At 53.9% G+C, this 26,889-nt stretch carries 24 protein-coding genes, 1 other RNA gene and 1 pseudogene; 16 read left to right on the forward strand and 10 right to left on the reverse strand.

What is annotated here, in order from left to right:
- Window positions 1–3 precede the first annotated feature (3 nt).
- Both secE and rpmG read right to left on the reverse strand, forming a co-directional pair.
- Window positions 4–330 carry a preprotein translocase subunit SecE gene (gene secE / locus SRB521_RS06020; protein WP_033119310.1) on the reverse strand — a complete coding sequence of 109 codons (327 nt, stop codon included), beginning with the start codon at window positions 328–330 and terminating at the stop codon, window positions 4–6.
- A 42-nt stretch (window positions 331–372) separates the two neighbouring features.
- The gene (gene rpmG / locus SRB521_RS06025; RefSeq protein WP_033119311.1) at window positions 373–537 is read right to left on the reverse strand and encodes a 50S ribosomal protein L33; all 165 of its coding nucleotides are present in this window, start codon (window positions 535–537) and stop codon (window positions 373–375) included.
- Window positions 538–866: 329 nt separating this feature from the next.
- On the opposite strand from rpmG, the gene ruvX reads away from it, so the two are divergent.
- Both ruvX and SRB521_RS06035 read left to right on the forward strand, forming a co-directional pair.
- Window positions 867–1,286: a Holliday junction resolvase RuvX gene (gene ruvX / locus SRB521_RS06030; RefSeq protein WP_058117985.1), complete on the forward strand. Its 420-nt coding sequence runs from the start codon at window positions 867–869 to the stop codon at window positions 1,284–1,286.
- 66 nt (window positions 1,287–1,352) lie between these two features.
- A complete protein-coding gene (locus SRB521_RS06035) occupies window positions 1,353–1,649 on the forward strand; it encodes a putative quinol monooxygenase (protein ID WP_033119313.1) in 297 nt (98 codons plus the stop codon).
- A 12-nt stretch (window positions 1,650–1,661) separates the two neighbouring features.
- Here SRB521_RS06035 and SRB521_RS06040 read toward each other — a convergent pair whose 3' ends face one another.
- From SRB521_RS06040 to SRB521_RS06065, 6 genes are all read right to left on the reverse strand, one after another.
- A complete protein-coding gene (locus SRB521_RS06040) occupies window positions 1,662–2,024 on the reverse strand; it encodes a sulfite exporter TauE/SafE family protein (protein ID WP_075704166.1) in 363 nt (120 codons plus the stop codon).
- Window positions 2,021–2,389: a sulfite exporter TauE/SafE family protein gene (locus SRB521_RS06045; RefSeq protein ID WP_075705501.1), complete on the reverse strand. Its 369-nt coding sequence runs from the start codon at window positions 2,387–2,389 to the stop codon at window positions 2,021–2,023. The genes SRB521_RS06040 and SRB521_RS06045 overlap by 4 nt, the downstream gene beginning before the upstream one ends.
- A 223-nt stretch (window positions 2,390–2,612) precedes the next feature.
- The gene (locus SRB521_RS06050; protein WP_075704165.1) at window positions 2,613–3,326 is read right to left on the reverse strand and encodes a tRNA threonylcarbamoyladenosine dehydratase; all 714 of its coding nucleotides are present in this window, start codon (window positions 3,324–3,326) and stop codon (window positions 2,613–2,615) included.
- 204 nt (window positions 3,327–3,530) lie between these two features.
- Window positions 3,531–5,042, reverse strand: coding sequence for a peptidylprolyl isomerase (locus SRB521_RS06055; protein WP_075704164.1), 1,512 nt, complete (start codon window positions 5,040–5,042; stop codon window positions 3,531–3,533).
- A gap of 388 nt (window positions 5,043–5,430) precedes the next feature.
- Window positions 5,431–5,636: non-coding RNA, 6S RNA (gene ssrS, locus SRB521_RS06060), on the reverse strand.
- A gap of 15 nt (window positions 5,637–5,651) precedes the next feature.
- Window positions 5,652–5,957, reverse strand: a complete 306-nt coding sequence (locus SRB521_RS06065; protein WP_033119317.1) for a DUF1292 domain-containing protein — start codon at window positions 5,955–5,957, stop codon at window positions 5,652–5,654.
- Between the two features lie 301 nt (window positions 5,958–6,258).
- Here SRB521_RS06065 and SRB521_RS06070 point away from each other — a divergent pair, with 301 nt between their 5' ends.
- Together SRB521_RS06070 and SRB521_RS16460 are read left to right on the forward strand one after the other, a co-directional pair.
- The gene (locus tag SRB521_RS06070; RefSeq protein WP_165366585.1) at window positions 6,259–8,964 is read left to right on the forward strand and encodes a transglycosylase domain-containing protein; all 2,706 of its coding nucleotides are present in this window, start codon (window positions 6,259–6,261) and stop codon (window positions 8,962–8,964) included.
- Between the two features lie 116 nt (window positions 8,965–9,080).
- Window positions 9,081–9,339, forward strand: a pseudogene (locus SRB521_RS16460) (transposase); the annotation flags it as partial.
- A gap of 138 nt (window positions 9,340–9,477) precedes the next feature.
- Here SRB521_RS16460 and SRB521_RS06080 read toward each other — a convergent pair.
- Window positions 9,478–10,704, reverse strand: coding sequence for an MFS transporter (locus SRB521_RS06080; protein ID WP_033116769.1), 1,227 nt, complete (start codon window positions 10,702–10,704; stop codon window positions 9,478–9,480).
- A gap of 208 nt (window positions 10,705–10,912) precedes the next feature.
- Between SRB521_RS06080 and SRB521_RS06085 the strand changes: the two genes are divergently transcribed.
- Complete coding sequence (locus SRB521_RS06085) at window positions 10,913–11,365, forward strand: hypothetical protein (protein WP_075704162.1); 453 nt, start codon at window positions 10,913–10,915, stop codon at window positions 11,363–11,365.
- Between the two features lie 69 nt (window positions 11,366–11,434).
- On the opposite strand, the gene SRB521_RS06090 is transcribed toward SRB521_RS06085, so the two are convergent.
- The gene (locus SRB521_RS06090; RefSeq protein ID WP_075704161.1) at window positions 11,435–12,397 is read right to left on the reverse strand and encodes an alpha/beta hydrolase; all 963 of its coding nucleotides are present in this window, start codon (window positions 12,395–12,397) and stop codon (window positions 11,435–11,437) included.
- Window positions 12,398–12,816: 419 nt separating this feature from the next.
- On the opposite strand from SRB521_RS06090, the gene rfbA reads away from it, so the two are divergent.
- From rfbA to SRB521_RS06145, 11 genes are all read left to right on the forward strand, one after another.
- Complete coding sequence (rfbA, locus tag SRB521_RS06095; protein WP_075704160.1) at window positions 12,817–13,695, forward strand: glucose-1-phosphate thymidylyltransferase RfbA; 879 nt, start codon at window positions 12,817–12,819, stop codon at window positions 13,693–13,695.
- A gap of 8 nt (window positions 13,696–13,703) precedes the next feature.
- Complete coding sequence (gene rfbC / locus SRB521_RS06100) at window positions 13,704–14,249, forward strand: dTDP-4-dehydrorhamnose 3,5-epimerase (protein WP_116721958.1); 546 nt, start codon at window positions 13,704–13,706, stop codon at window positions 14,247–14,249.
- Between the two features lie 10 nt (window positions 14,250–14,259).
- Entirely contained in the window at window positions 14,260–15,279 is a 1,020-nt protein-coding gene (rfbB, locus tag SRB521_RS06105; protein WP_116721959.1) for a dTDP-glucose 4,6-dehydratase, read from the forward strand.
- A 152-nt stretch (window positions 15,280–15,431) separates the two neighbouring features.
- A complete protein-coding gene (locus SRB521_RS06110; protein ID WP_116721960.1) occupies window positions 15,432–17,681 on the forward strand; it encodes a GBS Bsp-like repeat-containing protein in 2,250 nt (749 codons plus the stop codon).
- 19 nt (window positions 17,682–17,700) lie between these two features.
- Entirely contained in the window at window positions 17,701–18,672 is a 972-nt protein-coding gene (locus tag SRB521_RS06115; RefSeq protein WP_165816294.1) for a glycosyltransferase, read from the forward strand.
- 8 nt (window positions 18,673–18,680) lie between these two features.
- Window positions 18,681–19,532 (forward strand): dTDP-4-dehydrorhamnose reductase, encoded by an 852-nt coding sequence (gene rfbD / locus SRB521_RS06120; protein WP_116721962.1) that lies wholly within the window; start codon window positions 18,681–18,683, stop codon window positions 19,530–19,532.
- The gene (locus tag SRB521_RS06125; protein ID WP_243647720.1) at window positions 19,481–20,977 is read left to right on the forward strand and encodes an ABC transporter permease; all 1,497 of its coding nucleotides are present in this window, start codon (window positions 19,481–19,483) and stop codon (window positions 20,975–20,977) included. The genes rfbD and SRB521_RS06125 overlap by 52 nt, the downstream gene beginning before the upstream one ends.
- A 56-nt stretch (window positions 20,978–21,033) precedes the next feature.
- Window positions 21,034–21,732, forward strand: a complete 699-nt coding sequence (locus SRB521_RS06130) for an ABC transporter ATP-binding protein (protein WP_242976546.1) — start codon at window positions 21,034–21,036, stop codon at window positions 21,730–21,732.
- Entirely contained in the window at window positions 21,729–24,473 is a 2,745-nt protein-coding gene (locus SRB521_RS06135; RefSeq protein WP_116721964.1) for a rhamnosyltransferase WsaF family glycosyltransferase, read from the forward strand. Before SRB521_RS06130 ends, SRB521_RS06135 begins: the two co-directional genes overlap by 4 nt.
- Window positions 24,466–25,641, forward strand: a complete 1,176-nt coding sequence (locus SRB521_RS06140) for a glycosyltransferase (RefSeq protein ID WP_116721965.1) — start codon at window positions 24,466–24,468, stop codon at window positions 25,639–25,641. The genes SRB521_RS06135 and SRB521_RS06140 overlap by 8 nt, the downstream gene beginning before the upstream one ends.
- A 57-nt stretch (window positions 25,642–25,698) precedes the next feature.
- A complete protein-coding gene (locus tag SRB521_RS06145) occupies window positions 25,699–26,814 on the forward strand; it encodes a glycosyltransferase family protein (RefSeq protein ID WP_165816295.1) in 1,116 nt (371 codons plus the stop codon).
- The last annotated feature ends 75 nt before the right edge of the window (window positions 26,815–26,889 follow it).

The raw sequence follows: 26,889 nt of genomic DNA on the forward strand, positions 1-26,889 counted from the left end.
CCCTTAAACCTTTCCAAACAGGCGGAGCAGGGCTCTGACGATCTCACCGGCCAGCCAGTCGAAGACCCAAATGCAGATACCGACGACAATGACACAAATGATGACGATCACGGTGTTGTTGACGGTCTGCTTGGGCGTGGGCCACACGACCTTCTTCAGTTCGCTCTTCATCTCGCGGAACCACCGGGCGATACGCTGGAAGAAGCCGGGCTTGGCGTCCTTCTTGTCAGCCTTGGCAGCTTTCTTATCCGCAGCCTTGGCAGGCTTTGCGGGGGCCTGAGCAGCCTCCAAGTCCGCGCCGGTCTTCTCGATCTTCTCGTTCTCAGACATACAGTTTCACCCTTCTTTCTTGTGACACTTCCGCAATGATCATCACTTGGTCTCGGTGTGGAGCGTGTGCTTCCTGCAGAAGGGGCAGTATTTGTTTCTTTCCAGACGGTCGGGAGTGTTCTTCTTGTTCTTATTGGTGACGTAGTTGCGCTGTTTGCACTCGGAGCATCTGAGGGTGATCTTCACCCGCGCACCGGCTTTTGCCATGTTTCGGCACCTCCTTCAATCGTTCGGACCCAACAAAAATGCCGGGGTCCGGCTATACCGAATCCCAGCAGCGTTTTCCCCAAGACGCGCGTCTGCGCGCCCAATCTAAAAACACGGTAGGTTTCGGCATCGTCTGCCTCCCTATGTCCTCCTGAGGAGGGGAAGGGTTTGTGCCCATTACACCGTAAAAATGCGCACAAAAAAAGAGCCCTTTTTCATAGGTATAGATAGATTATCACAGGCTTTTCAGAAAGTCAAGCGGGAAATTGGAGATTGACAGGGAAACGGGAAAGACGCTATAGTGATATAGGGAAAGGACGTGTGATCAGATGCGGATCATGGCGATTGACTACGGAGATGCCAGAACAGGCGTGGCCGTTTCAGACCCTACGGGGCTGTTGGCGGGATATACCACCGTCATCCAGAGCCGGAAGCCGGACCTTGTGGCGACGGAGGTGGCACGGCTGGCGGGCGAGTATGGGGTGGAAGAGCTGGTTATGGGGTTCCCCCGGAACATGGACGGCACAGAGGGGCCGCGGGCGGAGCGATATCGCGGCTTTGCCGAGCGGCTCCGGGAAGCAACGGGGCTGGAGCCGGTGCTGTGGGATGAGCGGCGGACCACCATCGAGGCCCACGATATCCTCCATACAGCGGGGAAAAAAATGAAGAGCCATAAGAAAACCGTGGATGCGGTGGCGGCGTCGCTGATCTTAGAGGGATATCTGACGAGGAAGCGGACGCAGGGCTGACGGAAAGCGCGCGCACCCTGCTGAGGCATACAGAGCCTGAGAAATAAAATAAAGGAGCAATCAGAAATGGAAAAGGGAAGCATCGTAAACAATGTGACGTACACCATGAAACCGGGTAAGCGGGCGGACTTTCTCAGGGAGATGCGGGAGAGCGGACTGCTGGAGGCCGTGCGAAGCGAAGAGGGCTGTCTCCTGTATGCTTATTTCATTCCTGAGGAGGACGATGGGAATCTCTTTCTGCTGGAAAAGTGGCGGGATAAAGAGTGCCTGAGCGGCCACGTGGCCAATCCCAACATGGCAAAGGTGAAAGCGGTCAAGGCGAAATACATCGAAGAGACCGTTGTGGAGAAGTTTTTCGTCTGATTGCAGGCGATTCTAAGCTCTGGGGCGGCGGAACAGCTCTCGTACTCCGATATAGATCAGAAAGGCGCCGAAAAAGCGCCGCAGCAAATGAACGTCCAGGGTGGTTGCCACCCAGGCCGCAGCGGCGGTGCCAGCCAGTCCGGCGAGGATGGCGGGCATCGCCGTTTTCTTGTCCACATAGCCGTTTTTGATGTGGGCGGGCAGGGCCGTGGCGGCGGTGGGGAGAAAATAGAGCAGATTGATCCCCTGTGCCTGGTGCTGCTCCACACCGGCAAAGGCGGTCATATAGATCAGCAGCAGTGTGCCGCCGCCCACGCCGAAGCCGGAGAGCACGCCGGTCACGGCTCCGGCCAGGGCGGACATCAACCAGCTCACAGGCCGAAGAGCGACTTGAAGCCGCCGTAGAGAATGAGTAGGGCAAAGGCGCGGCGCAGCCAGTCCATATTCAGCTTTTGAAACAGCCGTCCGCCCAGAAAGCCACCGGCCAGCCCGCCGGCCAGATAGGGGAGGGCCACCGCCAGGTCGAGGCCGCCGCGAAAGAGATAGATCACCGATGAGAGGGCGCATAAGGGCAGAATGATGGCCACTGAGGTGGCAAAGGCCCTGCGCTGGTCCAGACCGCACCGCGCGGTGAGCAGAGGCACCAGGACCATTCCTCCTCCTCCGCCGAAAAAGCCGTTGGCAATCCCCGCCAGCCCACCGGCTACGGCAGGGGCAAGCCAGACCTGTCTCCTAGACATAAAAAACATCCCTCCGTTGGCTTTAGTTTGCCAGTGAAGGGATGTTTTTATGCCTGTGTCCGCGTTTCACGAGGCTCTGGCAGTGATACGGCGCCAAGCGCCCTGCGGCTCGGGGCCGCGGATGGGGTACAGAGACAGCCGAGGGGGGGAGTGTATGGTCCGCTATACGAGAAACAGGGACATGAGGCGGGACGGCCCGCCGCGATCCACGGGATTTTTCCTTTTATCGGATTCCGGTCAGGTCCATGACCACCTCGCCGGCGAGCAGAAGCCCCGCCGTGGCGGGGACCCACACCGCGCTGGCCGGGACGCTGCGGCGGCCCGGAGGGGGCGCCTCGGGCTGATCTGGCTTGCGGGCCTCCTCAGGAGACCAGACCACCTTGTGGTGGTGAATCCCGCGGGCACGCAGCTCTTTGCGGATCACCCTGGCCAAGGGGCAGCCCTCGGTCTTGGAGATGTCGGACACCCGCAGAAGGGAGGCGTCCAGCTTATTTCCGGTCCCCAGGGCGGAGATGATGGGGAAGTTTCGGGCTAGTGCGGTTTCGATCAGGTCCAGCTTACAGGAGACCAAATCGATGGCGTCCACCACATAGTCGTACCTGACGGAGAAAAAGGCCTCGCGGGAAGCGGATTCGTACCGCCCGCGGATGGGTCTGACCCGGCAGTGGGGATTTACATCCAGCACGCGGGCGGCCATCGCCTCAGCTTTGGGCATACCTAGGGTGGACTCAAGCGCCTCGGCCTGGCGGTTCAGATTGGAGCGGTCCACGGTATCCTGATCCACCAGGGTAAGCGCTCCGACGCCGGAGCGGGCCAGCGCCTCGGCGCACCAGCTCCCCACGCCGCCGAGGCCCAAGACGCAGACATGGACCTCGGCGAGCCGCTCCATGGCAGGGCTGCCCAGAAGCATTTGGATACGAAGAAAGCGGTCGTCCATAGAAAGCCTCCTAAAGAAAGCTTCGCGCGCATCCATGCGCGACAGAAGCAGATGAAATCTACGTGTTCGCGGGCCGGCTGCCCGGCCGTGCACGCCGCGGGCCCGCGGCTGTGCCGCCGCAAGGCGGTCCGAGCGCCTCCCGTCCGGCCCCGCAGAATAAAACTTTCCCCGGAGACGGAGGCCTCCGGGGAAAAAGCGATGTTCTCAGCCCACCAGAGCCGCGTTGGCGTCGTTGGTGGTCATGGCGTAGGTCGCTTGCAGCTCCTCCAGCCAGGCGCTCAGGTCATTGCTCTTCAGCGTGCTGTTGGCGGTGGCGGCCCAGGCCACGGTGTGATCCTGCAAATACATGACGTGCCAGCCGCTCTGGCCCTCCTGTGTGTTCTCCACCAGACCGGTGTCTCCGATCTGACGGCCGTCGGCAAAGATCCAGTCGAGGAAGCCGGTAAAGAAGGAGGTGGTGGGTGTCACGCCGGCGTAGAGACCGCCGTTATCCTTGGAACCGGGGTCCTCGGAGTACTGTTTTGCCAGCTCGCCAAAGGTCTCGGGCGTCTGCTCGCCGGCGGCGAATTCATCTAGGATGCGCTGTGCCTCCGCCTTGGCGGCGTCCATAGCCTCCTGCGTGGGTGTGGTCTCGCCGTCGGCCACGTCGGCAAGCACCAGAATGTGGCGGATATCCGCACTGCCGTAGCTGTCCTCATTCAGGAAGCGGTCCACGAACTTCACCACCCAGTAGCCGCTATCGGCAACCTCGATGGTGGTGATGTCCCCGCTCTCGCGGGCGGCGTCGGTGAGCCAAGCGGTACAGTCGGCATTGAGCGCGCTGGTCAAGGCGGAGCCGAGGGCGGTCGTCTCCGCCTTGAAGGAGGACTTGTCGTCCCGACCGGCAAACTCCTCCGCCAACGCGTCGAAATCGCCGCCGGCCTCTGCCTGCTGGGCAAGATCTTCCGCTGTGGCCTTGGCCACGGACATGGCGGTGGCCTTCTCGGCGTCGGTGGGATCGACGGTGTTACCGTCGGCATCGGTAGAGGAGACGGCCTCTCCATTGATGAAGGCGGCGGAATAGGTGAAGCTGTCCAGCTCGTCCTTGTGCTCGTCGTAATAGCTCTCAAGCTGGGCCTTGTCATAGGTGAGGGAGTCTGCGTGGTCGCTGTAATAGGCGTTGGCCACGGCCTGTTGGGTCAGACATTCCCGCAGGACCTTCTCCGTCATATAAGGGCCGTAAGAGCTGCGGAGATAGACTGAGAAAGTGGTGCCGTTCTGGGCGGCATAGTTGCGGATCTGCTCCACAGAGCCGTCCACCTGAGCCTGGATATTGTCGTCGACGGTGTAGCCGTCCTTCAGCGCAGCGGTGTACAGCGCGGCGTACTGATGGAGGGAGTCGAGGGCCTGCTGGCGGATGGAGGCGGCGGTATCCGCGTCCACAGTGCCGCCGAACAGATTGGCCATATAGTTATAGCTGGGGTAGAAATAGAAGCCCAGTTCGGTGACGGTGTAATCCTGGTCCCCCACGGTGGCGACGACCTTGTTCTTTTCAAAGATGCCGGAGTTCCACACCAGGAGGGCGATGACCAGCACTGCGATGACGATGCCCACCACCGTATAGAGGATGGTCTTGCTGCGGACCTTCTGCGCCTCCTCCATTTCACGGCGCTGCTTGTCGCTGGGGCCGTTGGCAGTGGAGACTTGGCGCTGTTTCTTTTCTCTGGAAGCGCTCATTTCAATATTCAGTCCTCTCATTAAATGCTTGTGACTCAATGTTGCATTATACAGGAAAGCGCCGCGGCTTGCAAGTCCCAATCTGGTGTCTACAGGCGGAAAACAGGCAAATCAGGTGGTTTTCGCACACCTGCGCGTCACATCAAAAATGGGCCTTTGCAGCCTTTTGGAATCCTGAAAAGGGTGCCCCTTCCCCACGGAAGGCCAGAGAGAACATGAAAACGGGGGCCGTTCTCCACCGCTTACATGGATTTCCCCTCTTTTACTTGGGACACACGGCACGGTCTTCGACCCGCGCACTTTTTACAGTTTGTTCACGGTTATTCTGCGCCGTCCGGACAATAAAAATCCGCCCTTCCCGATGAGAAGGGCGGACAGTCATTTATGAAAATCTCCCGCTCTGGCCGTGTGGCCCTGATTAAAACCTGCACGAAATGGCAGGTGGGTCGCCTCCGCGCCGCTTTACTGCTTCCAACTTCCGGCGGCGCCCCAAAAGGGCGCGCCGGGAGGCCTGCAATCCACGGCACGAGTGGGGGCGTCCCGTTTCAGAGATGTGGGTTTAAAAAGAAACCATCACGCACCGAGCAGGAGAAACTTGGGAATGCCCGTCTATTCCCCGTCCTCTTCCTCGAACAGGGACTCCATAAACTGTTGATAGACCTCCTCCAGCTCCTCTTCGCTGTCCAGTGTGGAGAGCTGTTCCTCGCCGTCCTGCATGACCACCTTCAGGATGATAAGACCGGCTTCCTCATCCTCATCCTGGGGAGCCTCGCCCTCCTCGTCGGCCTCTTCCACGGGGAAAAAGGCCATGTAGACCGAGCCGTTGTACTCAATGGTATCCAGGTGCTCAAGCTCGATTTCGTTGCCGTCCTCATCGGTCAGGCTGACGAAATTGCCGCCGAATTCTTCACTCATGGATTGGACACCGTCCTTCCTTTTGTCTGGCCTTATTGTACCCTCCGCGCAGGAAAAATGCAAGAGAGGGACACGCCAAATTTTTATCAATGCCTGAAAGACCAAAAAATGTAAAATATTAGGGTGGACAAATGACGAAAATTCTACTATAATGATAATCGTCATGCCCTTGGAGCGCCGCTTCGCGCCAAGGGCAGGTTCGTATGATCCCCAGCCGCTGTGGCGTGGCGGGGGGAGCGATGGACGGAGAAGACATACAGATGACCGTGCGGCCCGCGGGCCGGGAACGGAGGTTTTTCATTTGGCAGAAACGACGAATCACAACAGCAGCGCGGGCGGGGAGACGCACCGGCGGCGCAGACAGCGCAGGGTCAGCGGCGCAGGCGTTGCCCTCGGGGTGGGAAAAGTGCTGGGCACCCTGCTCCTGATCGCCATCACCACCGGCGCTATCCTGGCCTGCTTTGCAGCGGTCTACATCAAAACGGTGATCCTACCCCAGACCTATGTGGACGCCCGGGCGTTCACTATGAACCTGTCCTCCACCATTTACTATACCGATCCGGATACCGGCGAGGAGAAAGAACTGCGGACCCTCCACGGCGAGGAGAACCGGGTGCTGGTGGACTATGACGAGATCCCCGAACACCTCATCGCGGCGGTCGTATCCATTGAGGATGAGCGGTTCTGGACCCATCACGGTGTGGACTGGAAGCGGACCGCCGGTGCCTTCGTCAATATGTTCCTGGGTATGAAGGACACCTACGGAGGCTCTACTCTGACCCAGCAGCTCATCAAAAACATGACCGATAACGACGAGGTGACGGTGAAGCGGAAGATCCTGGAGATTTTTCGGGCCCTGGAATTTGAGCGGAATTACTCCAAGGAGGAAATCCTGGAGATGTATCTCAACTACATCTATCTGGGAGAGAGTTGCTACGGTGTGGGTACCGCCTCCTATACCTATTTCGGCAAGCCGGTGTCTGAACTGAGCCTTGCCGAGAGCGCCAGCCTCATCAGTATCACCAACAACCCCTCCGCCTACGACCCCTATATCTCGGAGCGAAGCAAGGAGCGCAACAAAGAGCGGCAGGAACTGGTCCTCTACAAGATGTGTGAGCTGGGCTATATCACCGAGGAGGAGAAGGCGGCCGCTGCGGCGGAAGAGCTGGTCTTTGTCCGGGGAGACGGTGAAAAATCCACTACGGCCTATACCTATTACGAGGATCAGCTCATCCGGGATGTCATCGCCGACCTCCAGGCGAGCCAGGACTGGTCAGAACAGGTGGCCACCCAGATGGTCTACAGCGGGGGCCTGAAGATCTATTCCTGCTTCAATCCCAAGGTCCAGGCCTGTGTGGATGAGGTGTATCAGAATCTGGAGAACTTCAACCATGACTCCAGCACTGGCCAGCAGCTCCAGTCGGCGATTACCGTTATCGACAATGAGACCGGGAATGTGGTCGCTGTGGCGGGCGGTGTGGGAGAAAAGAGCGGGAGCCTGCTGCTCAACCGCGCCCTCTCCCAGCGGCAGCCCGGCTCGGCCATCAAGCCTTTGGCGGTCTATGCGCCGGCGCTGGAATACGGCCTGATCACGCCGGCTACCGTCATTGACGACTCACCCTACAACAACAACGGCACCAACGGCGCGGCCTGGCCTGTGAACTCCTTCGGCGCCTACCGGGGCCTGACCAATGTGTATACGGGACTCCAGAACTCGGTGAATACACTGGCGGTCAAGATCATGGGGGACTATATCACCCCTCAGCTTTCCTTTGACTTTTTGACCCAGAACCTCGGCTTCAGCACGGATCATCTGGTGATCCGGCGCGAGTCCAACGGAACGGTGTACTCCGACATCGACATCGCGCCGCTGGCCCTGGGCGGTCTTACCGATGGTATCACCACCTTGGAAATGGCGGCGGCCTATGCCTCCTTCCCCAGGGGCGGAGTCTATATCGCCCCCAGGACCTACACCAAGGTGGTGGCGGACGACGGTGTGACTGTGCTTTTGGATAATGAGCAGGAGAGCTCCATTGCCATGAAGGACTCCACCGCCTGGTATATCAACTATATGCTCCGCAACGCCATGATCAACGGTACTGGCACCTATGCCCGCTTCGACGGCATGACCATGGCGGGTAAGACCGGCACCACCAGCAGCCGGAAGGACCTCTATTTCGCGGGCTACACGCCCTATTATACTGCGGCGGTCTGGAGCGGCTACGATCAGCCGGAGCGGATGAGTTCATCCCTCCAGCAGCAGTCGGCCGTGATCTGGAACAAGGTGATGAGCGCGATCCACCAGGGACTGGAGAACGCCAGCTTCCCGGAGCCCGCAGCCGGGCTGGTGCAGAAGACCGTCTGTCTGGACAGCGGGCTTCTGCCCACCGATGCCTGCCGCCACGATGCGCGGGTGGGGGAGGACGCACGGCTGACGACCCTCACCTTTGTCCGGGGGGACGAGCCCGCCGAGTTCTGCGACGTCCACGTGGACCGGACCGTCTGCCTGGATTCCCCTCTGCTGAATGCCAGTGGAGAGCCCACCGGCATGTACCATTTGGCCGGAGAATTCTGCCCGGAGGAGAGCAAGCGGGTGGTCAGCATCTTGGACATTGCCCGGGAGGGGGCCGCAGCCTCGGTCACCGTAAAAGACAATGAATTCACCACCGGGCATCTGGATGCCCTTGGCGCGGCGGCTTACTGCGATGTCCATACCACCGCACAGTCCACGGAAGAGCCGAAGGAAACCACGCCTGTGGAGATCGATCCCTATGATCCGACCACCTGGCCCGGGGTGGAGGACTTTGACAGCGTAGAGGATTACAACAACTTTAATCCCTTTGACCCCAGCACCTGGCCCAATCACGGCGCCCAGGTCACTCCCACGCCGACTCCCTCCGGAGGAGCCGAGGAGACACCGGAAGTCACGCCTGTGCCGCCGGCTGCATCGCCCACGGTGACGCCCGGCGAGGGGACAGATGAGCCGTTTATTCCGGCGGGTGGCTGACAGGATAACAGAAAACTGGAAAAGGCCCGCCGCTCCTCATCGGAGCGGCGGGCCTTTTTTGAATTGGCGGTACCAAAGACATGCCGCGTCTATGCCGGGGGTAAAAATAGCTTAAAAAATATAGTATATCGCAGATAATGGGATATTTGAACGGGAGAAGCAGCCTTGATGACATTTGATCGGCATGCGAATTTGGAATGTTAAGTATGGAAACCGGCACTTTTGGGCCAGAGGATATTATATAGATACGGTGGGACAGAATAAAAAGCAGATAGCAGAGTAAATCCGTAATCAGTCGGCCTCGGACCAAATAGAAGACCAGGCTTAAAAGAGTTTGTTGACCCGTTTACGGGGCGCGAGAACAAGAAGGCGTAAAGAAACCCCTTAAAAGGTGGCCCAAGAAAGAAACGCAGTCGGCAAACATTTCGGGGCTCCTTAAGGGCTTTGTCGGTAGTAGGCCCTTATAGGGCCTACTCAAGCCTCTGGCCTCTGGCTTAGCCGGAGGGGTTGGCCTTATGCCCGGTCGCATGTCCGGACGGCGGGCAGGGCGAGGGTGAGCCCGCCGCAGACCAACGTGACGATTCCGCCGATGAGAAACCATACGGTGATGCCGGTATATTCGGCGAAAAGAGCCGTAGCCACGAGGCCCAGAGGGGAGGCCAGTGTCATGATGGCGCCTGAGAGGCCCAACACCCGGCCCAGGTATTCCGGCTCCACTTTCTCCTGGATCAAGGCCATGAATTCAGAGTTGAAAAAGGGACATGAGAGCCCCATGAGCAGGGAGAGCCCGGCAAAGACCCAGAAACCGGTGGGCGGCAGCAGCCCGGCAGCCACCAGAACCACACCCAGAACCAGCTCTGAGGCGACCATGGTGACGATTTTATCCTTTGTACCGCCCCAGACGCCCAGAATGACGGAGCCCGTCAGCATCCCAACGGAGAAGGCCGTTTCCACAAGGGCGGCCGCGGCGGAATCTCCGCCGAAATAGTCCATACTCATGAGGGGAAAGAGAGCGGACAGCGGAAGAAAGGCCACAGAAAAAAGGGCGCAGATGAGGCAAAGTTCCCACAGCCATCGCTTGGCGCGGAGGATGGCGAAGCCCTCCCGGGTGTCCCGCCAGATGCGGAGCCTGCGGCCGGGATCTCCCACACGCAGGACGGGGAGGCGGGCGGCGGCCAGCGCCAGGACAGCAAAGGCGGCGCCCGCCGTGTCCAGCAGGAGAACGGCGGAGAGGGGGAGGCTTCCCCGGACGACCAAATCGTACAGGACTGCGGCCGCCGCCGGAGAGAGGAGCATGGATACGGTCTGAATCCCCTGGGACCAGCCGGCGCATCTGGATAAGGCGTCGGGCGGCGCCAGCAGAGGCGTGACCGCCTGAATACATGGGCTGTGAAAGGCGCTGCCCACGCTCCTGAGGGCCAGTGCCAGAAGAATGGGACCGGTGGACAGCGTCCCGCCCGCTGCCGCCAGCGCAAGGAACAGGGAGACGATGCCGATGGCTCCGTCGGCAATGGCCATGATATACCGGCGGTCGAACCGGTCGGCAAAGGAGCCGGTGAACAGCGACAGGACCCCTTGGGGAAGCATGCCGCACAGCATGGCCATGGAGAGTACCGCGGGAGAGCCTGTCCGGTCGGTCAGATACCAGATGAGGGCATACTGAGAGAGCATGCTGGTAAAGATGGAGCAGGCTTGGCCCACCCATAACACCACGAACTTGCGTTTCCAATGTGAGATCAAAAAAAACACCTCCTAGAAAAATAAGAGTAGGAGGACTGAGAGGACGGCTATCATACCATGGCCTGCGGGCTATGTCAAGGGGACCGCCGGTGAAAACGGATGGCTCCCGCAGGCGAAAGCCGCTTCGGACCGTGGCCTCGCGTCTCAGGCGCCTTGACAGCGGGAGAAAAGGCCGGTATGATGGAAAAAACAAAAAAGGAGAATCCCTATGCATGAACACCAGGAGCACTGCAACTGCAGCTGTGGGCACCACCAGGAACACCATTCCCTGCATCCTCACGGAGGAGGGCTGACGGAGGCCCAGACGGCTTTCCTCCACGAGCTGGAACACCACCACTTTTTGCCGGTGGCGAGATTCCTGATAGAGAGCAGCCGGGAGGACGACTTCTCTTCGGTGGCTCTGGCGCCGGTCTATCTGCGCGGCCCGGAGGAGTCCATGGAGTGGGTGAAGGAGACCGGCGCCATGCTGCTGGGGCTGGAAGAAAAAGGATATCTCACCCTGGACTATGACTATCCCCTGGAGAGCTATCCCTACACAGAATACCGGCAGTCAGACCTCTACGCCTACTTCTGCAGGACCATAGAGGAGGCCAAGGGGCGGCCCGGCTTTCTGGGGGATACCCCCGTGCTGGAGTTGGGCAGCATCGCGCCGGCGGAATGAGAAAATGAGCGCGAGGCCCGCAGAATTCTGCGGGCCTCGCGCTCATTTTGGATGCAAAGTCTATTGTGCTCATGTCTCCAGAAGGAAACGGCCCACACTGTCCATCGCTTGGGAGGCCTTTTTCATGGGGAACATCTGAAAGACATGCCACATATCCGGCCAGACTTCCAGACGGCAGGGGATGCCCGCCTGTACCAGGCGGTCCCGTAGGCGGACCGAGTCCGACATTAAGATTTCATTGGTTCCCACTTGTATGAGGACGGGAGGAAAACGGTCGAAATCCCCGAAGAGAGGAGAGAGCATAGGCGAGGAAAGCTCGCGCCCGGGGGCGTAGGCGGCACGGACGGCCTGGATATAGTTCATGGTGATCATGGGATCGGCGTCCCGACGCTCGCGATAGGATTTCCCGCTGGCGGTCATATCGGTCCAGGGGGACATCAGCACCAGCCGTCTGGGCAGAAGCCGGCCGGCGTCCCTGAGGAGCATAGTGAGCACCAGGGCCAGATTGCCGCCGGCGGAGTCGCCGGCCACCACGATGTCCCGTGCGCCATAGCCAAGGTGCATCAGGTAGTCCCAGGCCTTTGTGACGTCCTCCAACGGAGCGGGGAAATGGTGCTCGGGGGCCAGGCGATACTCAAAGGAGAGCACCTCATATCCGGTGACATTGGCCAGCTTGGAGGCCAGAATACGGGAATAGCCCAGATTGCCGCTGGTATAGCCGCCGCCATGGCAGTATAAAACCACACGGTGTTTGTCGTGGCCCCGCTCCGGGCGGACCCAGGCCGCAGGCATCCCCTCCAGGTCAAAAGGCTCCCAGCTCAGCCCCACCATGGGGGCTATGAGACGCCCCAGCAGCTCCTGGCCTTTGCGCTGGCGCTCCAGGTCCTCCGGCTCCATGGAGTCGGGGGAGGCGGCAGAGTGGACGGCCTTCAGGGCGCCCATGACGGCTGTGGTCCGCTTTTGCTCGGCGGCCTGGCGCTCTTCCGGGGTGCGGACGGCCAGTTTTTTCAACTTGGTGTGTTCTTTATTCATAAGATCCTCCCCAAAGAGCGGACCGAGGACAAACTTGCTCCGCCCCTGTAGAGAGTATTCTACCATATGACGATGTCATTTTGCACCCATATTTTTGGAAGGCAAGTTGGACGCACTTGCAGAAATATCCCTTTTGCCTCAATGGGAGGTGTAAACCCTTAGGAGCAGAGCTACGCTGGGACGAAACTTCTGGATAGATGAAGTATCCTTGGATACATTGTTCTTAAAAGAATAATTTAAAACGCATAAGTAATCAAATAAAGCAAACCACTGGTTTCTTCCTGTGGCCTTTCTTTTTGGAAAAAAAAAGTCTATGATCTCTTCGAAATATATGCTATACTATCATCATGCCCGTTATACTTTTGACACATTTATTAAAGGTTGCAGTTTTTAGGTGATACAAAAATGGGGGAAGGTCGATGAAAGGCATCATTTTGGCTGGTGGCAGTGGGACGCGGTTGTATCCGCTGACGATGGTCACATCCAAACAGTTGTTGCCCATTTATGACAAACCAATGATTTATTACCCGCTGTCCACGCTTATGCTGGCAGGCATTCTGGATATTCTTGTTATCTCTACTCCTCATGACCTACCGAATTTTGAGCGTCTGCTGGGGGACGGCAGCCAATTTGGTATTCGGCTTTCCTATAAGGTGCAGCCTTCCCCCGACGGCTTGGCTCAGGCATTTATCTTGGGTGAAGAGTTTATCGGTGATGACCGGTGTGCCATGATTTTGGGCGACAACATCTTTTACGGTGCCGGTTTGACTGCCCACCTAAGGAAAGCGGTGGCTCAGGAAGACGGTGCCACAGTGTTCGGTTACTATGTGGAAGATCCGGAACGGTTCGGTGTGGTGGAGTTCGACAAGGAAGGCCGTGCGGTGTCTATTGAGGAGAAGCCTGGCCAGCCCAAGTCCAACTACGCTGTCACTGGGCTTTATTTCTACGACAAAAAAGTCTGTGAGCGTGCCAAGGCGCTGAAGCCCTCCGCCCGTGGGGAACTGGAGATTACGGACCTGAACCGCATCTATCTGGAAGAGGGCGCCCTTAATGTCATTACGCTGGGCCGAGGCTATGCGTGGCTGGACACCGGCACGGTGGACTCTCTCGCGGAAGCCGCGGAGTTTGTCCGGGTCATCGAATCCCGGGAGGGCATCCAGATCTCTGCCATCGAGGAGATTGCCTATCGAAACGGTTGGATCACCAAGGAAAAGCTGGAGGAGTCTGCCGCCCTGTACGGCAAATCTCCCTACGGCAAGCATCTGCATAACGTGGCCAGCGGCAAGTACATCTACTGAGGTGCATCATGGATTTTATCAAGACAAAAATTGACGGTGTGGTCATTGTAGAACCCAAGGTGTTCGGCGATCACCGGGGTTTCTTTATGGAGAGCTACTCCAAACGGGAGTTTGAAAAGGCGGGGCTGTTCTACGATTTCGTGCAGGACAATCACTCCTCCTCCACGGTGAAGGGGACCCTGCGGGGCATTCACTTCCAGAAGGGGGACAAGGCCCAGGCCAAGTTGGTGCGCTGTGCCCGGGGCGCCGTTCTGGACGTGGCGGTGGACTTGCGGCCCGCCAGCCCCACATACAAGCAGTGGGTGGCGGTGGAGCTGTCTGAAGAAAACAAGCGGCAGCTGCTGATCCCCCGGGGCTTCGGCCACGGCTTTGTGACGCTGACGGACCATGTGGAGTTTCTGTACAAGGCGGATAACTACTATGCGCCGGAGGCTGACGGCGGCATCCGCTGGAATGACCCGGAACTGGCCATTGAATGGGGTATTGAGAACCCCATTTTGTCCCAAAAAGATCAGAATTCCCCCTGGCTGAAGGACGCCGAAACCGGCTTTTAAGGAGGACGCTATGACTGTGATCGTGACCGGCGGCGCCGGCTTTATTGGAAGCAATTTCATCTACTATATGCTGAAAAACCACCCGGAGGACCGGGTGGTTTGCGTGGACTGCCTGACCTACGCGGGCAATTTGTCCACGCTGAAAGAGGCCATGGAGCATCCCAACTTCCGGTTCTGTAAGATCAACATCTGCGACCGGGAGGCGGTATACGGCCTCTTTGAGGAAGAGCATCCCGATGTGGCCATTAACTTTGCGGCGGAGAGCCATGTGGACCGGTCCATTGAGAACCCGGAGGTGTTCCTCCAGACCAATATCCTGGGCACCGCCGTCATGATGGACGCCTGCCGGAAATACGGCATCCAGCGGTATCATCAGGTTTCCACGGACGAGGTCTACGGCGACCTGCCTCTGGACCGACCGGATCTGTTCTTTACCGAGGAGACCCCCATCCACACCAGCAGCCCCTATTCCTCCTCCAAGGCGGCAGCGGACCTGCTGGTGCTGGCCTACCACCGGACCTATGGCCTGCCGGTGACCATCTCCCGCTGCTCCAACAACTATGGCCCCTATCATTTCCCCGAAAAGCTGATCCCGCTGATGATCGCCAACGCCCTGGCGGATAAGCCCCTGCCGGTATACGGCGAGGGTTTGAATGTCCGGGACTGGCTGTATGTGGAGGATCACTGCCGGGCCATCGATCTGATCGTCCGGAAGGGCCGTGTGGGTGAGGTCTACAACGTGGGCGGCCACAACGAGATGCGAAATATCGACATCGTGAAGCTGATCTGCAGGGAGCTGGGCAAGCCAGAGAGCCTGATCACCCATGTGACGGACCGGAAGGGCCACGATATGCGCTATGCCATCGACCCCACCAAGATCCACAACGAGCTGGGCTGGCTGCCGGAGACGAAGTTTGCCGACGGCATCAAAAAGACCATCCGGTGGTACCTGGAGAACCGGGAGTGGTGGGAGAACATCATCAGCGGAGAGTATCAGAATTACTATGAGCGGATGTACGGAAACCGGTAAGCCCCGAATCGCCATTCTGATGGCGGTGTATGAGCCCCGGATGGACTGGCTGCGGGAGCAGCTGCTGAGCCTGAATGTGCAGAAATATCTAGATCCAGCTTGTGTACTATTCTAACATTAAGAATTTAAGAGTCGATGGACGGATTGTTAAAATGTATAGTAAAACAAATGATCAGCATGGACGTATCAAACAATATCTGCCATTGGCGATTAAATATGGTTTTTCGATTATAATTACCTTTTATACCTACTTTTCTAACAAGGACCCATATTACTTTGCATTAAGCCTGCTCGAGTTGTGCGCGATTATCCTACTCTCGAATATATTGCTTGCATACAAAAAAACAATTGGACATATTGCGCATTTTCTATTGCTGCTTATTTATAATCTCCAGACCATTGTAATGAAGTTTGGAGGTTCATTTACATCGCTCATCATGGTGACAAACCTTGCGATGTTTCGGGATTTGAAAGGAAAGTTCGGAGACTATATCCTAGTTGCGATACCGTTGGTGATATGCACATTGATTCCGGGCAGGGAGTTTCCGATGAAAAAGAACGCGATGATGGCCGGATCAGCTTTGATCATAGTGATTAGTGTTGTTTCTGTGAGCGTATTTGAAGGAAAATATTCACCCGTGTACAACTTGTGTCAGCTTGCAGTTAGCTATAAAGACTATAAAAACACAGTATCGCAGATTGAAAATCTGACCTCGGACAGTATGCAGTTTTACAGGTCGGGAATTGAAAATGGAATGCAGAAACCGGATGAATTGCCCGAAAAGCCAAATGTGATCCTGATATTTACAGAGGGCTTATCGAGGAATGTCATATTGGATGACAGGAACATTATGCCCAATGTGCGGCAATTCGAATCGGAATCGTTGCATTTCGAGAACTATTATAACCATTCGTTCGCGACTTTCAGAGGCTTGATCGGGCAGCTTTATTCTGGATATCAATTTGATGATCTGGACAGTAATCGACTGATTTCGCTGCAAAGCATCTTCAAGGAAAACGGATATCACACATCCTTTATCAATACTGAGCCATCAAATGTAGAGTTTTCGGATTATCTGGCAGGCTTTCAGTTTGACGATTTGATTACGGGTGAAGTTTCTGCCAATGAAGCAGGAACGATGGATATTTATATTCAAGACAAAGATGCGTATGAGTTGCTGTTTGATACTGTGATGGACCAGCATCAAATTGGACAACCGTTTTTCGCAGCAATCTACACATTTGGAACACATGTGTCTCTGGATAGCCCGCATGAACAGTATGGGGACGGAAAAGACGCGCTGCTAAACAAATTTTATAATACAGACGTTCAGTTCGGCAAATTCCTGGAGAGGTTCAAAGCAAGCGAGCTCTTAGATGATACAGTGATCGTTTTTACGGCAGATCATGCAACCTATGAAGATGATGACTTTTTGAAGACATTTTCCGAATATGAGAGACAGTTACCAACGCTGGATAAGATCCCACTATGTATTTACCATAAGGGAGTGAAGGCGGAGGCTTTCAATGCATGTGGACGGAACTCGTTGGATCTGGCGCCAACTGTATTGGATTATCTGGATATGTCTGCCCCAAATTATTTCCTTGGAAGTAGTTTGTTCGCTTCGATTGCTGAGACGGGGATAGAATATGACACGATATACCATCATCCATCGTTTGTGGTGAGCACAAAGGGAGCAGTAATTAAAGGACTGAACGAGGAGCAGTATGCAGACTTTTATGAAAAGCTTATGGCGTATACTGCGGTGAAAGGTTCTGATGAAATTGCTGTGCAACTGAGTGAAAAATATCTTTCAGGGAGTGTTTCGGAGAATTGCAGCACTCTAAATGTTGTTTTGAAAACAGACGATGAGAGTGCGAATATATGGTTCCCTGTGTGGAGTGAAGAAAATGACCAAGATGATCTGACATGGTATAAGGCCGAGTATAATGAAGCGGCCAGGGAGTGGCGCTGCACTGTTAATCTGACGCAGCACGGCAGTAAGGGTACTTATTTGATCCACGCATATACCGGTGATACTAAGCCAGAGAAGCGGATTGCGGCAACGAGTGTGTATGTATCACAGTATCCGCCGTACCATCTTGAGGCAACAGTCTCTGAAGGCGGAAAAACCGTTGATGTTTCTCTCAGTCAGGCCGGAGATTACGATGAGATATTGTTTCCGATTTGGAGTGTGGCAGACGACCAGGATGATCTGGTATGGTATTGCCCGGAGAAAAGCAGTGACGGCACATGGAAAATGACGGTAAACATTTCCGACCATTGTAGGACGATACCGGATGAGCTGATCATTCATGTCTATGGGAAGATGAATGACCAAGAAACGCCGGACTTTTTGACATCTTCTCATGTGAACATTTCGGAGAGGGTAAAGGATTAGAACTACTATGAACGGATGTATGAAAACTGGCAAACCGCAGATTTCTGTTCTCATGGCGGTCTATGAGCCACGCATGGACTGGTTGAAAGAACAGTTGCTGTCGCTAAATGCACAGACATATCCAAACCTAAAACTCTATATTCGGGATGACTGCTCTCCCGCGGTGCCGTTTGAGGAGATACAGTCCTGCGTGCAGGACTGTATCCGTGCGTTTCCCTATGAGATCAGGCGCAACGAGGAAAACCTGGGTTCCAACGGCACCTTTGAGCGGCTGACGCAGGAGGCGGAGGGCGATTGCTTTGCCTACTGCGATCAGGACGATGTGTGGCTGCCGGAAAAGTTGGAGGTGCTGGAAAAGACCATTACGGGAAGCGGCGCCTTGCTGGTTTGTTCGGATATGCACATCATCGACAGCAACGGTGATCAGACTGCGGACAGCATTACAAAGGTGAGAAGACATCATAAGTTCATGAGTGGCAAGGGCCTCGCCAAGGATTTGCTGGTTTCTAACTTTGTAACAGGATGTACGATGTTGGTACAAGCTGCCATGGCTAAAGCAGCGATTCCATTTTGCCCGTATATGGTGCATGATCATTATATTGCCCTGTGGTGCGCGGAGCGGGGAGAAGTCATTTCGTTGCCGCAGCAGTTGGTAAATTACCGGCTCCACGCCGGAAACCAGACAAATTTAATGGCTGGCGTGAAGGACAAAGCCAGCTATGGAAAAGTGCGGATCGACTTGATGTTAGCAAGGATGCAATGGCTGAAAGACTATTTCCCGTGCAGCAAGGAATTAAAACAGACAATCAATGATGCGCTTGTCTGGGCGCGGGCCAGGAAGCAAAACTGGGAACATCACGGCGGGACTAGGCTGGTATGGAAATACCGGCGGTTCAGCATCCTTCCGTCCGTTTCCGAAATGGTTTTGAAATATGTTCCGGACAGCTTGTTTATGAAGACGATACAGCTGGCACGGAAGAATTATATATGAGGTATGGTATGAAAGTTTTGGTGACAGGCGTCAGCGGCCAACTGGGCTATGACGTTTGCAAAGAATTGACCAAGCGGAATATCGAGCATCTGGGAACTGCTTCCAAGGACTTGGATATTGTGGACAAGGCCGCGGTTGAAGCCCTGATGCGGGAGTTTCAGCCGGATGCCGTCATCCACTGTGCGGCTTATACCAAGGTGGACTTAGCAGAGGATGAGCAGGAAAAGTGCTGGGCGGTCAATGTGGATGGCACCAGGAATGTTGCCGCTGCGTGCCGGGAACTGGGCGTGAAGATGGTGTATATCTCCACGGATTATGTGTTTCCCGGAACTGGCGAGAAGTTCTATGAGCCGACAGACCCAGTGGGGCCGGTGAATACCTACGGCAGAAGTAAGTTGGCTGGAGAACTGGTTGTGCAGAGCCTGTTGGAGCAGTATTTCATCGTTCGAATCTCCTGGGTGTTCGGGAAAAACGGGAATAACTTTGTGAAAACGATGCTCCGTCTGGCTGAAACCAGAACGGAGCTGAATGTGGTTTCGGATCAGATTGGTTCTCCGACCTATACAGCGGATCTGGCGCCTCTGCTGTGCGATATGGTGCAGACGGAGAAATATGGTGTCTACCATGTGACTAATGAGGGAACCTGTTCCTGGGCGGAGTTTGCTAAGGCAATTTTTGAACTGGAGGGAAAACAGGTGACTGTGCATCCGATTCCTACCAGTGAATACCCCACCCGGGCCGTCCGGCCGTTGAATTCCAGAATGAGCAAGGAGCAGCTACAAGAAAGAGGATTTGTATGCCTTCCTCGGTGGCACAACGCGTTGAAGCGATATCTGAAGGAGATAACGGAAAACGCATGAGTATACAATCGTTAAAAAAAGGCTGCTGCATGGTTGTGGCAGCGTACGTGACCCTGGCGATACTGTTTTATTGGATTGGCGGCGATCAGCTGCGCTATCGGGATATTTCCTCGGATATGCTGACGGCAAGCAATCCAGTGGGGGAGATTACAAAAGATACAGTCCTCACGCAGCAAATCTCTGTAGAAGGAGAAGAACTGGCGAGCCTGACTTTCCGGGGAGGCACTTATGCCCGGCAGAACAGCGGGAACTTGGCCATTGAAGTTTGTTCTGATGGACAAGTGTTGGCAAGCCAGAGCTTCGATATTTCTGCGATGGCAGACAACGCTGAATTTAATATTTCTTTTGAACCGACGGTCGAATTGCCGAATCATACGGCAGAACTGCGTATCACTGCACCAGAGTGTGTACCCGGGAATGCAGTGACCCTATACAGCGGCAATACTATGTCCACGGTTCGGAACCAGGTAACTGTGCAGCTGTCTGAAACGGAGAGGGTCTATGTCAACGGAACAGCGATGGATGGCGCCCTGTGCATGGTGATCCGCAGCCGGGAACATTTATGGTTTGGTACTTACTATTGGTATCTGGCAGGTGCTGTATTGGTTTGCCTGTTGGTTTACTGCGGCTATTTGGTAAATGGACTGAAACGCGGCAAACAGAGGATGATGCTGAATGTCTGTGCGGCGTTTACCAGATATCGTTATCTGATGAAGCAGTTGGTTTCCCGGGATTTTAAAACCAAATATAAGCGATCAGTACTTGGCATTTTGTGGAGCTTTCTAAATCCGCTGTTGACGATGATGGTGCAGTACATCGTGTTCTCCACGCTGTTTAAGTCAGACATCCCAAATTTCTCGGTGTATCTACTGACTGGTATTGTGTGCTTCAGCTTTTTCAGCGAAGCTACGACTATGTCTTTGACTTCCATTGTAGGTAATGCTTCGCTGATCACGAAAGTATATGTGCCGAAATATATTTACCCACTGACTCGGGTAACATCATCCTCAATCAACTTTGGACTGTCATTGATACCGTTGCTGGTGGTGTTACTTATTACGCGGACACCGATACGTCCTGCTATCCTATTATTGCCGTTTGGTGTTTTCTGCCTGTTTGCGCTGGCGCTGGGCATTGGTATGCTGCTGGCAGCCGCCATGGTATTCTTTCGGGATACTCAATTTTTGTGGGGTGTTTTGAGTATGCTGTGGATGTACGCAACACCGATTTTTTACCCCGAGAGCATCATACCGGAAAAGTTTGTGTTGCTGTTTAAGTGCAATCCATTATATCACATTATTCGGTTTATCCGGATTATTCTGATTAACGGTGTCTCCCCTGAACCGAAGGCATATGCACTGGCCCTCATCGCTTCGATAGTTCCACTGTTGATTGGTGCCGCGGTATTCAAGAAAACGCAGGATCGATTTGTGCTCAATATTTAATTGGTTAAGGTGTAAGACTCATGATAATTCGTGCAAAAAATATCTCCATGTGTTATATGATGACCTATGACCGCATCAAGAGCATCAAGGAATATATGGTGCAGTTGATAAAGGGCAAAATCAAGTATGAAGAATTCTGGGCACTGAAGGATGTCAGCTTTGAAGTGCAAAAAGGAGAGGTCATCGGCATCATTGGCCATAACGGTGCGGGCAAATCCACCTTATTAAAAGTCATTTCGGGCATTCTGAAACCCACCGGTGGAGAACTGGAGGTTCATGGGAATATTGTTCCGATGCTGGAGCTTGGCAGCGGTTTCGATACTGACCTGACCGGCCGGGAAAATATCTTTCTCAACGGCGCTATTCTGGGCTATTCCGAGGAATACCTGAAAGCCAAGTATGATGAGATCGTAGCGTTTTCAGGGCTGGGTAAATTCATTGATGTGCCGATACGAAACTATTCATCGGGAATGTTGATGCGCTTGGCGTTTTCCATTGCAACCGTGGTGGATCCGGATATTTTAATTGTAGATGAGATTCTGGCTGTGGGCGACGCCGACTTTCAGGAAAAGAGCAAAGCGAGGATGAAAGAGATGATGGGCGGCGGCACAACCGTGCTGTTTGTATCGCATAGCTTGGAGCAAATTCGGGAGATGTGCGATCGGGTCATCTGGTTGGATCACGGGCAGGTAAAAATGCATGGAAATACGCAGGAAGTTTGCGATGCGTATGAAGCGGGGAGAAATGACGGATGAGTGAAACTTATAATTTTGATTACTATCACAATTGCTGCGGTCCGATTGCGTATGAAAAGGCAGACTACTGGGTCAGTTTTTTTGGCGCGATAGCGGATCGGATCGTACGCGATCTTCATCCGCGGACGGTGCTTGACGCCGGATGCGCGATGGGATATTTGGTCGCAGCATTGCGTGACCGGGGTGTAGAAGCGTATGGAATCGATATATCGAAATATGCGATTTCCAAAGTGCGCGAAGATATACGGCCGTATTGCGTCGTGGGATCGATCACCGAGTCGCTGCCGAAGGAGCTGCCGCAAAAGTATGATTTGGTGGTAACGATTGAAGTCCTGGAGCATCTGCATGCGGAAGAAGGCGAAAAGGCGATTCAAAACTTATGCACGCTGTCTGATACCATTCTTTTCTCATCAACACCCAATGATTTTAAAGAAGAAACGCATGTAAATGTTCAGCAAAAGGAGTATTGGGCCTGCCTGTTTGCCCAAAATGGATTTTTAAATGATCTGTCATATCGGCCGACCTATATAACCGCCTATGCGTCTTGCTTCGTGAAGAAGTCGGATTGGTTGCGGCAGGTGGAGAGTTATGAGCGTGTTATCGCACGCTGCGAAAGCAGTCCTGCGATGAAAAACAAGGAATGGATCAGCAAGGTATATTTTGACATGGGGAGCGGAATGAGCGAGAAATTCTGCACTTCCTTTCTAACCGAAATGGGCGTTCGATTTTCGCAGAGAATTTCCCTGCCCCAAGGATGCAAAGCGGTTCGCTTCGACCCTGTGGAGGGAATGGGGTGTTTGGTCTGGAATATCAACGCCAGAACCGAGAATATGTTTGTGCCGGTAAAGTACTGCAATGGTACGGTTCTGGACGATGTATTGGCGTGCAAACCTAACGATCCCCAGATATATTTTAAAGAGTTTGATCAGCAGCACCAATATCTTGAACTCAGTGCGGAAATTCTGCCGCTAGGGCAGGACGGCTGGATGCGTTTTTGCGAGTCCGTGGAAGAAGTGCTGGATAAAGGAGAACAACTGCGGGCAGACCTCCGGCAAAAAGAGAAAGAACTCAGTGAACGCAATGAGGAATTTGAACGCTGGCAGGCAGAGGCCGAAGCAGAAAAACAGCTGCAAAGAGAGCAGCAGAAACAGGCCGCCCGTGAGCTGAAGGAGGAGCAGGAGCAGGCTGTCCGTGAGCTGAAAGAGCAGTCAGATCGCTTTGCTGCTGATACGGAGACGCTCCAAAAGGAGCTGCTCGCCCTGCAGCAGGAAGTCGACGCGCGCAATGCGGAAATTCAAGATTACAGCAATCTGGTTGCTTATGAGCGCCAGGAGGCCGCAAAGGTCGCGGAGGCTTATCGTGTGATCTCGACCAGTACGTTTTGGAAGTTGACGAAGCCGGGACGAGTCATCGTAGATATTTTGAAAAAGGTTTTCTTCAGACCGATAAAAAAAGTATTTTCTTCACTGAGAGCATTTGGCCTGCGCGAGACTCTGAAAAAGATCAAGCGAAAACTGACCGGACAGCCGCAGCCGCAGCTTCAGCCTGTAATACAGATGCCTGCTGTTTCGCCCACAAATATCAGAAGGAATCCTACTACTGGAAATCCGGTGGATGGTATTCAGACGATTTTGGTCGATGAGGATGTAAAGCGGCTTAATCTAGTGACGGACACGATCGATGCATCCTCTTTGCTGGGCGGCGTGGCGACGGCACTGATCGTAGCAACAGAGTTCGCAAACCGCTATGATTATGAGTTGCGTATCATTACCCGAAATACCGAGACAAATCCCGTGAATTACGCGAATATCATGAAGATCAGCGGGGTTCAGCCGGCGAGGAAGCTGAGCTTTTACAGCGATTATGAACGTTTCAATAAACCTGTAGATTTTCGTATGGAGATCAGCCCCAACGATCTGTTCTTTGCGACGTCCTGGTGGAGCGCTGAAGCGATCAAAAATACTACGATCCGTCCGCGTTTCTTTTACATTATTCAAGAAGTGGAAACTTTCTTCTACAATTACGGCGGTGAGCGGCTGCTGTGCGAGAAGATCATGGAGGATCCCAACATTGATTACATTATCAACTCGCACTATCTGAAGGATTATTTCATTGAAAACAATCCTCACATCACCGATCACGGCTGCTATTTCGAACCGGCCTTTCCGAGTGAGCTGTACAGCAAGAAGGCGTTCGCAGACAAGAAAAAATATAAACTGTTTTTCTATGCGCGTCCCAATAACCCCCGCAATCTTTATACCGTGGGTGTTGAATTGCTGCAAAAGGCGGTGGATCGCGGCGTCCTTGACCTGACGGAATGGGATGTCTACTGTGTCGGACAGAATGCGCCGGTCATTCACTTCTCGACGGGAAAAGACTCAATCAACATGGGACAGCTTTCCTGGACGGAATACGCAAAATTCCTCACTGATGTAGATTTGGGTCTGTGCCTGATGTATACGCCGCACCCCAGCTATCCGCCATTTGATGTGGCCAGTTCCGGCGGTGTGGTACTGACCAATAAAATGCTCAATAAGCAGACATTTGATATGTGCCGGAATGTTATTATGGCCGATCTGGATGAGGAAGCCTTTATGAAGGGCTTTGAGAAGGCTGTGGCGCTGGCAAAGGATATGGAGCACAGAAAGCAGAACTACGAGAGCAATACGATTCCGCGCAGTTGGAGCGCCGTATTGGATGATACCATGACCTTTATGGGAGAGGCGTGCGAGAATGTATAAGATCACATGTGAATTGCCTGTGAACCGGGAGCCCTGGAACATTCCGTTGGAGCAGAGGATCAAGACCGTGCTTTCCGCCGTCAACAAAGGCAGAAATGTTGCTCTGATGGTGTATGAGCGGGAGGATACGTCTACTTTCCGCTATCGCTGCTACAATGTGTATCAAATCACAAGCTGTGGCTCGTGGCAAAGCGTGTATTTTTTCATGCATGAACTGGATGCCGTGGAGAAGCTGCTGGGAAAGTGCCGACTTCTGGTCCTGACTCGTGTGAAGTGGAGTTATCCGCTGAATAACCTCGTTGGTAGAGCGAAAAGAGCGGGTATTCCGGTGCTGTTCGACGTAGATGACTTAGTCTGTAACACGCAGTATCTGCCTCTTTTGACCAACACGCTCAACGTCCACTTTGGAGCAGAGGTAGACTATGATTTCTGGTTTGCATATGTTGCCCGTAATGAAGCGGCCGCGATACTGGCAGACGGATTCATTACCACGAACCCGTTTTTGGGCGGAAAGCTGAGTGAGCGGTTCGGCAAACCCTATCAGGTCATCATCAACTCGCTGAATGAAGAGCAGCTTCGGATTTCGGAGCAGTGCCGGAAGAAGAAGAGCCAGCAGAACAACAGCGAACCATTTACCATCGGGTACTTCAGCGGCACCCCGTCTCATATCAACGACTTTCGGATGGTATATCGGGAACTGCTGCAGCTGCTGGAGGATTATCCTGAAATGGTGCTGCAGGTAGTCGGTTTTATGGAGTTTCCCCAAGAGATGCAGCCCATGATCCAGAAGAAAAGGATTACATTTACGCCTCTGGTCGATTTCATGGAGCTTCAGCGTCTTGTTGCTCAGGTGGATGTGAATATCGTTCCGCTGGTGCATAACACCTTCACCAACTGCAAGTCTGAGCTTAAATTTTTCGAGGCTGCTGCTGTGGATACGGTGACCGTAGCAACCCCCACCTATACATATGAGCATTCCATCCGTCAGGGGGAGACTGGCTTCCTCTGCAGGCAGGGACAGTGGTATGACACAATTGCCATGCTCTATCAACAGCCAGAGCTGCGGAAACAAACAGCGGAGCAAGCGGAAGCGTATTGCCTGGATACCTATGCCGGAGATACTTTCCGTAAGCAGGTGTGCGCTGCCTACGACTATTTTGCAAAATAATACAATCCGGATTTCGGAGGGAAGGAGCGTTTGATGTCGACAAAACCTAAAAGGATTATGTTGGTCTATACAGCACTCATTCCCTCTGTTTATCTTTGCGGCTATGTACAATTACAGTATCTTTGCGAGCATGGATTTGTTGAATTTGAGGCGAAGCGTTTTGCGGATATAACAAAAGACGATGTATTACGGGCAGATATCGTGCTCTTTATTCGAAATGATTCGCTACAGGATGTATGGCTTGCAAAGCAATGCCGCAAAGCCGGGAAATATTTGATTTATGTTTTGGATGATGATCTGCTGAATGTTCCTTCCTATATTTCAAGCGCGCGTTATTATCAGAATCCTTCAGTTCGGGAGCAGATCAAACAAATGATGTCTCTCTGTGACTGCTTTATGTCTCCGTCCGAGGTGCTGTTAGCCAAATACGGAAAGCGGTTTTCGCGGGTATTCCGGGTCATTGAACCGTCTGTAATGCAGGTCACGGAAATAACACCGCACCAAGACGGACGCGTGCATATTGGCTTTGCCGGATCTGCGGATCGCGGAAAGGATCTTGATGAGATCCTCGGCGGAGCGATTGAGACGGTCATTCGGAAATATCCGGAACGAGTGATCGTGGAGATTTTCGGACCCGAGACAGAATTGTCGAAGCGGCTGGAATTAAAAACGTATCCTTATCTGGATGCTTACAGCGAGTATCAGTCTCTGATGAAGGAACTGCACTGGGATATTGGTTTGGCACCCATGCCGGATTCAGCCTTTCACCGCTGCAAGCATTGCAACAAGCTGGTGGAGTATGCCGGATTTGGAATCGTTGGAATTTATTCTGACGTGATCCCTTATTCTAATGCGGTAGAGGATGGAGTGACCGGCTTACTGTGTGAAGATACAGAAAACGCATGGACTGCTGCCATCTCGCGTCTGGTGGAGGATGGCGTTTTGCGCAAGTCCATGCAGGAAAATTGTTTACGGCTAGCGGGAGAGACTTATTCGATTGAGCGGACTGCCATGGAGCTGCTGGAGCAGCTGCAGCAGTGCGGCACCAGTCGTCAGCCGGAAAGCAACTTGCCGCTTTATACATTGCAGAAACTTTGGATACGGGCGGTCTGTTTGGGCAAACGAGTCTGGCTTGCTGTTTTGAAAAGAACACTTTGGAAAATAAAACGGTAAACAGTAGTTTCGGTAGCAGACTGTATCGAAACAGCAAGGATAGAAGGGCACATTCGTCGAATATGGTAAAGAGAT

This window comes from Intestinimonas butyriciproducens (assembly GCF_004154955.1).
Classification (GTDB): domain Bacteria; phylum Bacillota; class Clostridia; order Oscillospirales; family Oscillospiraceae; genus Intestinimonas; species Intestinimonas butyriciproducens.